Here is a 14315-nt window from a genome sequence, read left to right on the forward strand (position 1 = left end):
AGCCGTGGCGCTAGGCCGGAACAGGCTTACTCGGCGAGGTCCTGCTCCTCAATGGTGAAGGTGTGGTTGGTGAATACGCAGATGTCGCCGGCGATACCGAGCGCGGTTTCGACGATTTCCCGGGCCGACAGGTCGGTTTTCTTCAGCAGCGCGCTGGCGGCGGCCTGGGCGTAACCGCCGCCGGAACCCATGGCGATCAGGCCTTCTTCAGGTTCGACCACGTCGCCGTTGCCGGTGATGATCAGGGAGGCGTCTTTGTTCGCGACCGCGAGCATGGCTTCGAGGCGGCTGAGGGAGCGGTCAGTGCGCCATTCTTTGGCGAGCTCGACAGCGGCGCGAACCAGGTGGCCCTGATGTTTCTCAAGCTGGCCTTCAAAACGCTCGAAGAGAGTGAAGGCGTCAGCGGTGGCCCCGGCAAAACCGGCGATTACCTGGCCGTGGTACAGGCGACGAACTTTCTTCGCGTTGCCTTTCATCACGGTATTGCCGAGAGAAACCTGGCCGTCGCCGCCCATGACGACTTTGCCGTGGCGGCGAACTGAAACGATGGTGGTCAAGAGAGAGTCTCCACGCAGCGGGGCGAAAATGCCTTATGCCAACTCATATGGGGGTGGTGATGCGTTTTTCAACTGCGGGACAAGGCGGGGGACGAATGGCGTGTGATGACTGTGGCGAGGGGATTTATCCCCGTTCGGCTGCGGAGCAGTCGCGAAGCCAGTGCCCGCGGTATATCTGATACTCCGCAGGTGGAGGTTTGAGGGCCGCTCCGCGACCCAACGGGGATAAATCCCCTCACCACAGGTTTGTGGTTGACCTCTGATTAAAAGGTGCCCACAGATGAAGTCAGCGGTTCTGGCGTTGTTGTAACAACAGGTTGCTGAAGCCGGCGCCGGACAGTTGTTTCTGCGCCGTGGTCAGCTGTTCGCGATTGCTGAACGGACCAACCAAAACCCGATACCAGGTCTCGTCCTTGACCGTGCCGGATTCAACCGCCACCGCCTGGCCCAACAAAATGATCTGCGCCCGAACCTTGTCTGCGTCAGCCTCCTTGCGGAACGAACCGGCCTGCAGGAAGAACTTGGTCACCGGGGCTGCTTTGGACACCGGTGGCGCTGGCGGCGGAGTGATCCCGGCCAGTGCCGCTTGAGCGCGCGCAGTATCAATTTTCGCCGCTTGCTCGGGCGTGACCGGCGTGGTCGGAATCGCCGGCACTTGTGGCGTCGGCAGGGTTTTCTCCGGCACCGCATCCGGTGGCACGATGACTTCCGATTCCGGCAGCAACGTGTAGAAGTCGTACTTCGGCTTCACCGGTTGCGTCGGGCTCGGCGGGGTCTTGTTGGCCTCGGCGATCTTGGCTTTCTGCTGCTCGATCTTCTCGCGCTTGACGCTCTCGCTGCCCTTGCCCGGTTCCAGTTTCATCAGGAACACAATAAACGCGCCGACCGTCAGGCCGATGGCCATCCACAGCCAGCCCGGGATCGGTTGCTTTGCAGGAGCTTGATAACGGCTGGCGCCACGCTTGGGTGCAGGTTTTTTCTTGGCAGCCAACTTACATACGCTCCAGAGTTTCCAGACCCAAGAGTTCCAGGCCTTGCTTGAGAGTGCGGCCGGTCAGCGCGGCGAGGCGCAGACGGCTCTGCATTTGCGCCGGGGTGTCAGCGCTGAGGATCGGGCAGTTCTCGTAGAAACTGGAGAACAGGCCGGCGACATCGTACAGGTAGGTGCACAGGATGTGCGGTGTGCCTTTTTCGCACACGTTGTTCAGCACTTCACCGAACTGCGCCAGCTTGGCTGCCAATTCGTGTTCGTGCGCGGCTTCGAGGACGATCTGGCCTTCGACTTCGCTGAAATCCTTGCCAAGTTTGCGGAACACGCCGGCCACGCGGGTGTAGGCGTACAGCAGGTACGGCGCAGTGTTGCCTTCGAAGTTCAGCATCTGGTCGAAGTTGAAGCTGTAGTCGCTGGTGCGGTGCTTGGACAGGTCGGCGTACTTCACCGCGCCAATGCCCACGACTTTGGCGATGTTGCGCAATTCGTCTTCGGCAAGCGTGGGGTTCTTGTCTTTCACCAGGGTGTAGGCGCGTTCCTGAGCTTCGGTCAGCAGGTCGATCAGCTTCACGGTGCCGCCATCACGGGTCTTGAACGGACGGCCATCGGCGCCGTTCATGGTGCCGAAGCCCATGTGTTCCATTTCCATCGGGTGCGTCACGAAGCCAGCCTTGCGGGCGACCGCGAACACTTGCTGGAAGTGCAGCGCCTGACGCTGGTCGACGAAGTACAACGCACGGTCAGCCTTGAGCTTGCCGCTGCGATAACGCACGGCCGCCAGGTCGGTGGTGGCGTAGAGGTAGCCGCCGTCGGCCTTGACGATGATCACCGGCAGCGGGTCGCCGTCGGCGTTCTTGAATTCGTCGAGGAACACGCACTGCGCGCCATTACTCTCGACCAGCATGCCCGCGGCCTTGAGGTCGTTGACCACATTGATCAGGTCGTCGTTGTAGGCACTTTCGCCCATCACGTCGGCCATGGTCAGTTTGACGTTCAGCAGTTCGTAGATTTTCTGGCAGTGCGACAGCGAGATGTCTTTGAACTTGGTCCACAGGGCCAGGCAGTCCGGGTCGCCGGCTTGCAGCTTGACCACCAGGCCTCGGGCGCGATCGGCGAACTCTTCGGATTCGTCGAAGCGTTTTTTCGCCGCGCGGTAGAAATTTTCCAGGTCGGACAGCTCGTCGCTGGTGATCGGGTTTTCTTGCAGATAGGCCATCAGCATGCCGAACTGGGTGCCCCAGTCGCCGACGTGGTTCTGACGGACGACGTCGTCGCCGAGGAACTCCAGAACGCGCGCCACGCCGTCGCCGATGATGGTCGAGCGCAAGTGGCCGACGTGCATCTCTTTGGCCAGGTTCGGCGCCGACAGGTCAACCACGGTGCGCTGCGCCGGGCCGGCCTTGCGCACGCCGATGTGTTCATCGGCCAGGGCGGCGTCCAGGCGAGTGGCCAGGGCATCAGTGTTCTGGAAGAAATTCAGGAAGCCCGGGCCGGCGATTTCGGTCTTGCTGACGTTTTCGTCAGCCGGCAGCGCGGCGATGATTTTCTCTGCCAGATCACGCGGCTTCATGCCCGCAGGCTTGGCCAGCATCATGGCGATGTTGCTGGCGAAGTCGCCGTTCTTCTTGTCGCGGGAGTTTTCCACCTGGATCGCCGGCGACAGGCCTTCAGGCAACACACCTTCGTTGACGAGTTGGGTGATGGCTTGTTGGATCAGCTGGCGAATGGTGTCTTTCATGGTGTTCTCTTTCGACCGCAAGCGCGGCGGCGCTTCGATGCGCTAGTGGAAAAACTGGGCATTATCCGTGGCCCAGACGTGCTTGCCAACTATAGCGGGCAGGTTATGGATATGTGGTGACAAATAGTCAGCCTTCGCGGGCAAGCCCGCTCCCACAGGGGCAGTGACAGGGCGCAGCACATGTGAGCAACGCAGAACCCTGTGGGAGCCGGGCTTGCCCGCGATAGCAATCTTGAGATCAATACAAATCCACCGGATCGACATCCAGCGACCAACGCACCGCCCGCCCACTCGGCATCTGTTCCAGCACCAGCAACCAATTGGCGAGCAACCGATGCAACGGCGCCCGGGCCGTGGCCTGCAACAACAACTGCGCACGATAACGCCCCGCGCGACGCTCCATCGGCGCCGGCACCGGGCCGAGAAGCTCAATCCCGGTCAGATTCTGCTCAGCCAGCAAACGTTCGGCCTCGCTGCACGCCTCATCGAGAAAACCTTCGGCCTGCCCAGGCTTGTGCGCTTCGGCCCGTAGCAACGCCAAATGCGCAAACGGCGGCAATCCTGCAGAACGACGCTCACTCAAGGCCTGTTCGGCAAAGGCGAAATAGCCCTGTTCGGTCAGTTGCACCAACAGCGGATGATCGGCCAGGTGCGTCTGGATAATCACTTTGCCCGGCTCTTCGGCGCGCCCCGCACGGCCCGCAACCTGAACGATCAGCTGCGCCATGCGCTCGCTGGCGCGGAAGTCGCCGGAGAACAGCCCGCCGTCGGCATCGAGTATCGACACCAGCGTCACCCGTGGAAAGTGGTGCCCTTTGGCGAGCATTTGCGTGCCGACCAGAATGCATGGATGGCCTTTCTGGATGGTCGCGAACAGCTGATTCATCGCATCCTTGCGCGAGGTGCTGTCGCGGTCGACCCGCAGCACCGGAAAGTCCGGGAACAGGATCGCCAAGCGTTCTTCTGCGCGCTCGGTGCCGGCGCCCACCGGTCGCAAATCGACCTTGCCGCACTTCGGGCAGTGTCGAGGCACGCGCTCGACGTAGCCGCAATGGTGGCAGCGCAGTTCACCGGAGCGCTGGTGCACGGTCATTCGCGCATCGCAGCGCTGACACTCGGACATCCAGCCGCAGTCGTGACACAGCAGCGTCGGCGCAAAGCCGCGACGATTGAGAAACACCAACACCTGCTGGCCGGCTGCCAGCGTCTGACCGATGGCTTGCTGCATCGGCCCGGAAATGCCGCTGTCCAGTGGACGACTTTTGACATCGAGACGCAGGAATCGCGGCTGCTTTGCGCCGCCAGCACGCTCGTTCAGCCGTAGGAGGCCATACCGACCGGTGTAGGCGTTGTGCAGGCTTTCCAGCGAAGGCGTCGCGGAGCCGAGCACGATGGGGATGTTTTCCTGCCGCGCGCGCACCAACGCCAGATCGCGGGCGTGATAGCGCAAGCCTTCCTGCTGTTTATAAGAGCCGTCGTGCTCTTCGTCGATGATGATCAAGCCGGGATTTTTCATTGGCGTGAACAGCGCCGAACGGGTGCCGATGATGATGTCGGCGTCACCGTCCCGGGCGGCGAGCCAGGCTTCGAGGCGCTCGCGGTCGTTGACCGCTGAGTGAATCAGGGCGATGCGCGCATTGAAACGCTGCTCGAAGCGCGCCAGGGTTTGCGGGCCGAGGTTGATCTCCGGGATCAACACCAACGCTTGCTTGCCGGCTTCAAGGGTTTCGCGGATCAGCTGTAAATAGACTTCGGTCTTGCCGCTGCCGGTGACGCCGGCCAGCAGGAACGCGTGATAACTGTCGAATCCGGCGCGAATCGCCTCATACGCAGCGCGCTGCTCCGGGTTGAGCGGCAACTCCGGTTGCGCCAGCCAGTGTTCGTGGCGGGCGCCGGGGGCGTGCTTGCGGATTTCTACCTGCACCAGATCCTTGGCCAGCAACAGATCAAGACTGTCCTTGCTCAGCATCAGTTTGCTCAGCAATTGATGGGCGACGCCGTGAGGGTGTTGGGCGAGGGTCGCCAGGGCTTCACGCTGGCGGGGCGCGCGGGCGATGCGCGGATCGTCAAGGCTGGCGCCCGGCGCGGCGGACCAGAAGCGTTCCTGGCGCGCCTCGGCCAGTTCACCCTGACGCAGCAACACCGGCAGCGCCCAGCTCAAGGTATCGCCGAGGCTGTGCTGGTAATACTGCGAGGTCCACAGGCACAGTTTGAACAGCGCGGGCGGTAACGGCGGCGTGGCGTCGAGCAGGGCCAGGGCCGGCTTGAGCTTTTCCACCGGGACTTCGCTGGTGTCGGTGACCTCCACCAGAATCCCGATCATCTCCCGCCGGCCGAACGGCACCCGCAGGCGCATGCCCGGTTGCAACTGGGCGCGCAGGACGCCGGCCGGGGCACGGTAATCGAACAGACGGCGCAGCGGCGAAGGCAGGGCGAGGCGCAAAATGGCGTCGGGCACGCGGGGGATTCTCGTTGGACGGGGCAGTAAATGAAAGGCTGAACACGTAACCTGTGGTAGCGACCTGTGGCGAGGGGATTTATCCCCGTTCGGCTGCGAAGCAGTCGCAAATTCAATGAATACGGTTTTTCTGAGACACCGTAATCACCGCTTCAGGGCCGCTTCGCGACCCAACGGGGATAAATCCCCTCACCACAGGTCACTCCCGCAGGGACGCTGCTTTGGACCGGGAGCCTAGCAGACGGTCGGTAGAAGCGACAGCTTGCGCGATTGTCAATGTCTGATAGAATCCGCGGCCTAATTACGTGCGGTATTCAACAATAGTGTTGGGTGGCGGCACGCTAGCCCGAGGAAGACACCATGAAAGCTGATATCCATCCAGATTATCCAGTCATTGCTGTTACTTGCAGCTGTGGCAACAAGTTCGAAACCCGTTCGACCTTCGGCAAAGCTCTGCCGATCGACGTTTGCAACGAATGCCACCCGTTCTACACCGGTAAGCAGAAGACTCTGGATACCGGCGGCCGTGTGCAGCGCTTCGCAGACCGTTTCGGTGCTTTCGGCAAGAAAGCTCCTGCTGCAGCAGAGTAAGGTTCGAAAGCCTCATGGGCTTTACCTTGCTAATGAAAAAGGCGTCCCTCGCGGGCGCCTTTTTTGTGTCCGCGATTTGGCTGTCCGGCGCCCAGGCTTTCTGCCCGGTGCCGAGCGGCCTTACACCTGTCGCGGTGCAGCGGGTGGTGGATGGCGACACCTTGCGCCTGAACGATGGCCGCAGTGTGCGCATGATCGGCTTGAACACGCCTGAGCTGGGCAAGCAGGGCCGTTCCGACGAGCCGTTTGCCGTGGTTGCGCGCAAACGCCTGGAAGCGCTGGTCGCAGCCAGCGACGGACGCGTGAGTTTGCTGCCTGGTAAAGAGAGCCAAGATCATTACGGCCGCACGCTGGCCCATGTCTATGGTGCCAATGGCGCCAACCTCGAAGCGCAGATGCTCGCCGAAGGTCTTGGATTTCAAGTGGCGGTCGCGCCGAATGTCGATTTGGTCGGCTGCCAGCAAGCCGCCGAACGCAGCGCCCGTCAGGCCGGTCTTGGGCTGTGGCGGCAATCCCCTGTACTGAAAGCAGAGCAGATCAACGCTTCCGGTTTCGCCGTGCTCAGCGGTCGTGTGAGCAAGGTTCAGCGCAATCGCGGCGGGGTTTGGATTGAGTTGCAGGACGCGGTTGTATTGCGCGTTGCACCCAATTTGCTCGGGCAGTTCGATGTAGCCTCGCTTGAGCGGCTGAAGGGCAAGCAGATCGAGGCGCGTGGCTGGGTAGTGGATCGATCGCGCCGGGGCGGTTTGAAATCTGGGCAGGCGCGCTGGCTTCTGTCGCTCACCGATCCGTCGATGCTGCACGCGGCGCCCTGAGAAAAAGTTGTAGACATTTTTTCTGTTGATTGTGAACAGTCTATCCCTTGTGTTCCGTGGCTCTTGGCCCAAAGTCTTAGGGCAGGGCGCTTGACAGGGGTGACTGGTCAGTCTTGTGGGGACTTTGCGACACGCGTATCCTCGGCGGTCCGTCTGTCCAACAGTAAAAGCGGAATGCCCACATGTCTGATTTGAAAACTGCCGCTCTCGAATATCACGCCCATCCTCGTCCAGGGAAGCTGAGTGTCGAGCTCACCAAGGCCACCGCTACCGCCCGCGACCTGTCGCTGGCCTACAGCCCCGGCGTAGCCGAACCAGTACGCGAAATCGCCCGCGATCCTGAACTGGCCTACAAATACACCGGCAAAGGCAACCTGGTTGCAGTCATTTCCGATGGCACCGCGATTCTCGGCCTGGGTAACCTCGGCCCATTGGCTTCCAAGCCAGTCATGGAAGGTAAAGGCGTGCTGTTCAAGCGTTTCGCCGGCATCGACGTTTTCGACATCGAAGTCGACTCCGAAAGCCCGCAAGCCTTCATCGACACCGTCAAGCGTATCTCCATCACCTTCGGTGGCATCAACCTGGAAGACATCAAGGCACCTGAGTGCTTTGAGATCGAACGCGCTCTGATCGAGCAGTGCGACATTCCGGTATTCCACGATGACCAGCACGGCACCGCGATCGTTACCGCCGCCGGCATGATCAACGCCCTGGAAATCGCTGGCAAAACCCTTGCCGACGCCAAGATCGTCTGCCTGGGCGCCGGTGCGGCCGCCATCTCCTGCATGAAATTGCTGGTGAGCATGGGCGCCAACATCGAAAACATCTTCATGGTTGATCGTACCGGCGTGATCCACTCCGGCCGTGACGACCTGAACCAGTACAAGGCTGTCTTCGCTCACGCGACCGACAAGCGCACCCTGGCTGACGCCCTGACCGGTGCCGACGTGTTCGTTGGCCTGTCCGGCCCGAATCTGTTGAGCGCTGAAGGCCTGAAATCCATGGCGGCCAACCCGATCGTGTTCGCCTGCTCCAACCCGGATCCGGAAATCGCCCCGGAACTGGCGCACGCCACCCGTGACGACGTGATCATGGCGACCGGCCGTTCGGACTACCCGAACCAGGTCAACAACGTGCTGGGCTTCCCGTTCATCTTCCGTGGCGCCCTGGACGTTCGCGCCAAGCGCATCAACGAAGAAATGAAAGTGGCCGCGGCCAACGCCCTGCGCGAACTGGCCAAGCTGCCGGTTCCTCAGGAAGTGTGCGACGCCTACGGTGGCATCAAGCTGGAATTCGGTCGTGAGTACATCATTCCGAAGCCGATGGATGCTCGCCTGATTACCGTGATCTCTGATGCTGTGGCCAAAGCCGCCATCGAGACCGGCGTAGCAACCCTGCCGTATCCGAAGAACTACCCGCTGAAAAGCGTGGATGACGTGTTCAACGGCTAAGTCGTTTAGCGCTTCAACCGAAAGCCCCGATTCGTATGAGTCGGGGCTTTTTTTTGTCTGTGGTTTTTGTGGTGTCTGTGAGGGCCTCTTCGCGGGCAAGCCCGCTCCCACAGTGGATTATCGGTGTGCATGCGATCTGGTACGCAACAGAGATCCCTGTGGGAGCGGGCTTCCCCGCGAAGGGGCCTTCCAGGACAACACAAAACCTGCAGGCAATAAAAAGCCCCGCACTTCTCTCGAAGGCGGGGCTTTTGCATTGCGCTACGCGATCAGAACAAATCGATCGGCGCCGCCTCATCTGCCGGCAGCGGGCTACCCGGCGCGTTGCCGTTGCCCAGCTCATTCACCGACGGTGGCGTGTCTTCGGCCTTGAACAGCTCGAAGTACGCGCCTGGCGTGCCCGGGGTGGCCGCACGACCGCTGACCGGGTCAACCCGCAGGCTGAGGAGGCCTTCCGGCTCTGCCTGGGTGTGAGGCGGCTTGTCCTTGAGGGCGGCAGCCATGTAGTTCATCCAGATCGGCAGCGCGACGGTGCCGCCGAACTCACGTTTGCCCAGGCTTTCAGGCTGATCGAAGCCGGTCCAGACGGTGGTCACGTAATCGGCGTTGTAGCCGGAGAACCAGGCGTCCTTGGATTCGTTGGTGGTACCGGTCTTGCCCGCAATGTCACTGCGGCCCAAGGCCAGAGCGCGGCGGCCGGTGCCGAGCTTGATTACGTCCTCGAGCATGCTGTTGAGGATGTAGGTGGTGCGACCATCGACGATGCGTTCAGCCACGGCTGGCGTCTGCGGTGCAGCGCCGGGTGCGGCCGGAGCCTCGCCTGGCGTCGCATTGATCGTGAACGCCTGGGCCTCGCTCGGTGCGGCGATGCCGTTGGTTGCTACATCGCTCTGAGGAACGCTCGGCGGGTTGGCGACGAACAGCGTGTCGCCATTGCGGCTTTCGATCTTGTCGATGATGTACGGGGTGATTTTGTAGCCGCCGTTGGCGAAAGTGCTCCAGCCGGTGGCGATTTCCATTGGCGTCAGGGTCGCGGTGCCCAGGGCCAGGGACAGGTTGCGCGGCAGGTCCTGCTTGTTGAAGCCGAACTTGCTGATGTAGTCGATGGTGCGATCGACGCCCAGCGCCTGCAGCAGTCGGATCGACACCAGGTTGCGCGACTTGTACAACCCTTCACGCAGGCGGATCGGGCCTAGGAAGGTGTTGGTGTCGTTCTTCGGACGCCAGACCTTGTCCAGGTATTCGTCGACAAACACTATCGGTGCATCGTTCACCAGGCTGGCGGCGGTGTAGCCGTTGTCCAGCGCAGCGCTGTACACGAAGGGCTTGAAGCTCGAGCCCGGCTGACGCTTGGCCTGCATGGCGCGGTTGTAGTTGCTCTGCTCGAAGGCAAAACCACCGACCAGCGAGCGGATGGCGCCGTTCTGTGGATCAAGGGACACCAGCGCACCTTGCGCTTGCGGGATCTGGCTGAACTTCAGCGAATTGTCCGGTTGGCGTTGCACGCGAATCAGGTCACCGACCTGTGCCACGTCAGATGGCTGCTTCGGATTGGCGCCCATGCTGTTGGTGTTCAGGAATGGACGTGCCCATTTCATGGTGTCCCAGGCGACGTGTTCTTCACCGGTGCGGGTAATCACTTGCAGGCCGTTCTTGTCGACCTGAGTGACGATGGCCGGCTCAAGGCTGCTGATGGTCCGCTGTTTGGTCAGCTCGGTGGCCCAGGCCTCGCGAGTCTTGCCCGGCAGGCGCGATTCAGGGCCGCGATAGCCGTGACGCTGATCGTAGGTCATCAAGCCTTCGTGGACGGCGGTGTTGGCCATTTCCTGAAGATTGCTCGGCACCGTCGTGGTGACGCGGAAACCTTCGGTGTACGCATCGCTGCCATAACGGCCGACCATTTCGGCACGGGCCATTTCGGCGATGTACGGCGCGTTCACTTCCGGCGTCGGCACGTGGTAGCTGGCGTTCAGCGGCTCGTTGATTGCGGTGGTGTAGTCGGCTTCGGTGATCTTGCCGAGCTTGTACATGCGCCCAAGGATCCAGTCGCGACGTTCCTTGCTGCGGGCCGGGTTGGCCAGTGGGTTGAAGCGCGAAGGCGCTTTTGGCAGGCCGGCGATCATCGCCATCTGCGCCAGGCTGACATCACGAATCGACTTGCCGTAGTAAACCTGCGCGGCGGCTTCGATGCCGTAGGCGCGGTTACCCAGGTAGATTTTGTTGACGTACAGCTCGAGGATCTCGTCCTTGGTCAGCTGCCGTTCGATCTGCAGGGCCAGGAGAATTTCGGTGGTTTTGCGCGAGAAGCTGCGTTCGCTGGTCAGGAAGAAGTTCTTCGCCACCTGCATGGTGATGGTGCTGCCACCGGACTGGATGTGTCCGCTTTTTACCAGTTGGGTCGCAGCGCGCATCAGGCTGCTGGGATCGACGCCATAGTGGTTGGCGAAATTGTCGTCTTCAGCACTTAGTAACGCATTGATGAAATTGGGAGGAATGTCGGCGAAACGGATCGGCGTGCGGCGCATTTCGCCAAATTCTGCGATCAACTTGTTGTCGCTGCTGTACACCCGCAATGGAATCTGCAACTGGATGCTTCTCAGAGCCTCCACAGATGGCAATCCCGGACTAAGGTAAAGAAACGCGCCGCTCAGACCAAGGAGCAGTCCGCAGAAAACGGCGACGATGGACCAACCGAAAAATTTCAGCAGACGAATCAAGGCTTTGGGATATCCAGGGCAAAGAATGAATTGGGCAACAGGGTTCAGATAACAGGGAACGACCCGCGCTTGCAGTAAAAACCGGAAAAAAACGCTGGGCATTATAAGCATTTTTCCGTCGAGGGCGTCATTTGCGCTGCTGTCAAGACGGGTGGTTTGAACGCAATGGGTATTACAGAGTCCGTAAGACACGGATAGTCATAGGGAATTGGTAGTGCTAGGACTCTTCAATAAAAAAGCCAACACGCTTCTGGGGATCGACATCAGCTCCACGTCGGTGAAGCTGCTTGAGCTAAGTCGCCAGGGCGAGCGTTATCGGGTCGAGGCCTATGCGGTTGAGCCCTTGCCCGCCAACGCGGTGGTCGAAAAAAATATCGCCGAGCTCGAAGGCGTGGGTCAGGCACTCTCTCGCGTGTTGCTCAAGGCCAAAACCAATCTCAGAAATGTCGCCGTAGCTGTCGCCGGATCGGCAGTCATTACCAAAACCATCGAGATGGACGCAGGTCTTTCCGACGACGAGATGGAAAACCAGCTGAAGATCGAGGCCGATCAGTACATCCCCTATCCGTTGGATGAAGTCGCCATCGACTTCGAAGTCCAGGGCGCGTCGGCGCGTAACCCCGAGCGGGTCAATGTGCTGCTGGCGGCCTGTCGCAAGGAAAACGTCGAAGTGCGTGAAGCCGCCCTGGGGCTGGCCGGCCTGACGGCACGCGTGGTGGACGTCGAGGCCTATGCGCTGGAACGATCATTCTCCTTGCTGGCCGGGCAACTGGCGGTTTCTCAGGAGGGGCTGACCGTGGCGGTGGTCGACATCGGCGCGACCATGACCACCCTGAGCGTGCTGTACAACGGGCGGATCATCTACACCCGCGAGCAGTTGTTCGGTGGTCGTCAGCTGACGGAGGAAATCCAGCGGCGTTATGGGCTGACCATCGAACAGGCGGGGCTGGCGAAGAAGCAGGGCGGGCTGCCGGACGATTACGTCAGCGAAGTCTTGCAGCCGTTTCGCGATGCGCTGGTGCAGCAGGTTTCCCGGTCGTTGCAGTTCTTCTTCGCCTCCGGTCAGTACAACGCGGTCGATCACATCCTGCTGGCGGGCGGTACCGCGTCAGTGCCGGGGCTTGATCGCCTGATCGAACAGCGGCTCGGCACACCGACCCAAGTGGCCAACCCGTTCTCCGACATGGCGTTGAGCAGCAAGGTCAACGCCGGCGCCCTGGCAAGCGATGCGCCGGCACTGATGATCGCCTGCGGACTTGCCCTCAGGAGTTTCGACTGATGGCGCGGATCAACCTTTTACCCTGGCGCGAAGAGTTGCGTGAGGAGCGCCGCAAACGTTTTTTGCTGGCGCTGGTCGGCGTTTTGGTGTGCTCGGTGGGCGCGATTTTTATCGCAGACCAAGTCATCAACGCCGCCATTGACCGACAAGTGGCCCGGAACGATTACATCGGCAAACAGATTGCCGTGGTCGACGAGCGCATCAAGCAGATCAGCGAGCTGAAGTCCCGTCGCCAGCAGCTCGTCGAGCGCATGCGCATCATTCAGGACCTGCAAGGCAACCGTCCGATCAGCGGGAGGATTTTCGACCAGTTGGCGCGTACCCTGCCGGACGGGGTGTATTTCACCGAAGTGAAGATGGCCGGTAAAACCCTGTCCATTACCGGCGCGGCGGAATCGAACAATCGTGTTTCCGACCTGATGCGCAATCTGGATGCGTCCGACTGGTTCGATGCGCCGAGTCTCACCGAAGTCAAAGCCACCACCGCCGGGCAACTGGATCAGGCCAACGTCTTTCAGTTGACCGTCCGTCAGACCCAGCCCGCTGTCGTGGAGGCTGGCAAATGAGCCCCTCGGAATGGTTTGAAGGCCTGCGCAAGATCGACATCAACGATCTGGACACCAACAACATGGGGTCCTGGCCGCCAGCGATCAAAGCCCTGGCGGGTGTCTTGCTGATGGTGCTGGTGCTGGCCCTCGGGTACACCTTTTACATCAGTGATCAGGAAGATCACCTCGAACTCCAACGTGAGCAGGAGTCGACCCTCAAGGAGCAATTCGCGACCAAGGCGCACATGGCGGCGAACCTGGAGCTGTACACCCAGCAAATGAAAGAGATGGAAAACTCTTTCGGGGTGCTGCTGCGGCAATTGCCCAGCGACACCGAAGTACCGGGGCTGCTGGAAGACATCACCCGCACCGGTCTCGGCAGCGGGCTGGAGTTCGAAGAGATCAAGCTGCTGCCGGAGGTTACCCAGCAGTTCTACATCGAGCTGCCGATCCAGATCACCGTGACCGGCGCCTACCACGACCTGGCGACGTTCGTCAGTGGCGTGGCCGGATTGCCGCGGATCGTTACGCTGCATGATTTCGACCTCGCGCCGGCTGACCCCGAAGGCGGTCCGAAACTGCGCATGAGTATCCTGGCCAAGACCTACCGCTATAACGACAAGGGGCTGCAGAAATGACCCCGATTCGTTGCTTATTGATGGTGATGTTGTTCGCCGGCCTGGCCGGATGCGGCAACGACAATGACGTCGGTGACCTCGACGCCTACATGAACGAAGTGCGCCTGCGGCCACCCGGCAAGATTGAACCAACGCCGACATTCCGGTCTTACCCAACGTTCACCTACAACGCTGCCAACCTGCGCAGTCCGTTTTCCCGGCAGGTCAGGGTCGACCTGGCGGGGCAAAAGCGCGGCTCGCGCAACGTCAAACCCGACCCCAACCGGGCCAAGCAATACCTCGAAGGTTTCAACATCGAGCAGTTTGAAATGGTCGGCACGATTTCCAATGCCACCGGCTCCTTTGCGCTGTTGCGTGGGGCAGGCGGGGTGCATCGGCTGAAAGTCGGCGATTACCTGGGGCGTAACGATGGACGGATCGTCGCCATCAGCGGCTCGCAAGTCGATGTGGTCGAAATCGTTCCCGACGGCGAAGGCGCCTGGCTGGAACGACCACGGACCATCCCTTTGAAAGAGCACTCATAGTGGAACTC

Annotated in this window: 12 protein-coding genes; 7 read left to right on the forward strand and 5 right to left on the reverse strand. The window is 60.9% G+C overall.

Translation table 11 applies throughout. The features are described from left to right. Positions 1-26: 26 nt before the first annotated feature. The 4 genes from hslV to ACA053_RS01915 form a co-directional block, all read right to left on the reverse strand. The gene (hslV, locus tag ACA053_RS01900; RefSeq protein ID WP_007899242.1) at positions 27-557 is read right to left on the reverse strand and encodes an ATP-dependent protease subunit HslV; all 531 of its coding nucleotides are present in this window, start codon (positions 555-557) and stop codon (positions 27-29) included. A 286-nt stretch (positions 558-843) separates the two neighbouring features. Next, positions 844-1548 carry an SPOR domain-containing protein gene (locus tag ACA053_RS01905; RefSeq protein WP_109627561.1) on the reverse strand — a complete coding sequence of 235 codons (705 nt, stop codon included), beginning with the start codon at positions 1546-1548 and terminating at the stop codon, positions 844-846. 1 nt (position 1549) lies between these two features. Continuing rightward, complete coding sequence (gene argS / locus ACA053_RS01910) at positions 1550-3286, reverse strand: arginine--tRNA ligase (RefSeq protein ID WP_497315061.1); 1737 nt, start codon at positions 3284-3286, stop codon at positions 1550-1552. 238 nt (positions 3287-3524) lie between these two features. Continuing rightward, positions 3525-5744: a primosomal protein N' gene (locus ACA053_RS01915; protein ID WP_109627564.1), complete on the reverse strand. Its 2220-nt coding sequence runs from the start codon at positions 5742-5744 to the stop codon at positions 3525-3527. Positions 5745-6104: 360 nt separating this feature from the next. Here ACA053_RS01915 and rpmE point away from each other — a divergent pair, with 360 nt between their 5' ends. The 3 genes from rpmE to ACA053_RS01930 all read left to right on the forward strand — a co-directional run bounded on the left by rpmE (position 6105) and on the right by ACA053_RS01930 (position 8601). Next, the gene (gene rpmE / locus ACA053_RS01920) at positions 6105-6335 is read left to right on the forward strand and encodes a 50S ribosomal protein L31 (protein ID WP_077747612.1); all 231 of its coding nucleotides are present in this window, start codon (positions 6105-6107) and stop codon (positions 6333-6335) included. A 14-nt stretch (positions 6336-6349) separates the two neighbouring features. Further along, positions 6350-7150 carry a thermonuclease family protein gene (locus ACA053_RS01925; protein ID WP_497315065.1) on the forward strand — a complete coding sequence of 267 codons (801 nt, stop codon included), beginning with the start codon at positions 6350-6352 and terminating at the stop codon, positions 7148-7150. 182 nt (positions 7151-7332) lie between these two features. Next, complete coding sequence (locus ACA053_RS01930) at positions 7333-8601, forward strand: malic enzyme-like NAD(P)-binding protein (protein ID WP_010464435.1); 1269 nt, start codon at positions 7333-7335, stop codon at positions 8599-8601. Positions 8602-8870: 269 nt separating this feature from the next. Here the strand turns inward: ACA053_RS01930 and ACA053_RS01935 are convergent, their stop codons facing one another. Further along, positions 8871-11315, reverse strand: coding sequence for a penicillin-binding protein 1A (locus ACA053_RS01935; RefSeq protein ID WP_497318161.1), 2445 nt, complete (start codon positions 11313-11315; stop codon positions 8871-8873). Between the two features lie 217 nt (positions 11316-11532). Between ACA053_RS01935 and ACA053_RS01940 the strand changes: the two genes are divergently transcribed. The 4 genes from ACA053_RS01940 to ACA053_RS01955 are packed head-to-tail and all read left to right on the forward strand — an operon-like array spanning position 11533 to position 14307. After that, the gene (locus tag ACA053_RS01940; RefSeq protein WP_497394421.1) at positions 11533-12597 is read left to right on the forward strand and encodes a pilus assembly protein PilM; all 1065 of its coding nucleotides are present in this window, start codon (positions 11533-11535) and stop codon (positions 12595-12597) included. Beyond that, the gene (locus tag ACA053_RS01945; RefSeq protein ID WP_109627570.1) at positions 12597-13163 is read left to right on the forward strand and encodes a PilN domain-containing protein; all 567 of its coding nucleotides are present in this window, start codon (positions 12597-12599) and stop codon (positions 13161-13163) included. Before ACA053_RS01940 ends, ACA053_RS01945 begins: the two co-directional genes overlap by 1 nt. Further along, a complete protein-coding gene (pilO, locus tag ACA053_RS01950; protein ID WP_497315067.1) occupies positions 13160-13783 on the forward strand; it encodes a type 4a pilus biogenesis protein PilO in 624 nt (207 codons plus the stop codon). Before ACA053_RS01945 ends, pilO begins: the two co-directional genes overlap by 4 nt. Further along, positions 13780-14307, forward strand: coding sequence for a pilus assembly protein PilP (locus tag ACA053_RS01955; RefSeq protein ID WP_497394422.1), 528 nt, complete (start codon positions 13780-13782; stop codon positions 14305-14307). The genes pilO and ACA053_RS01955 overlap by 4 nt, the downstream gene beginning before the upstream one ends. Positions 14308-14315: the final 8 nt, after the last annotated feature.

This window comes from Pseudomonas sp. LBUM1672 (genome assembly GCF_059695655.1).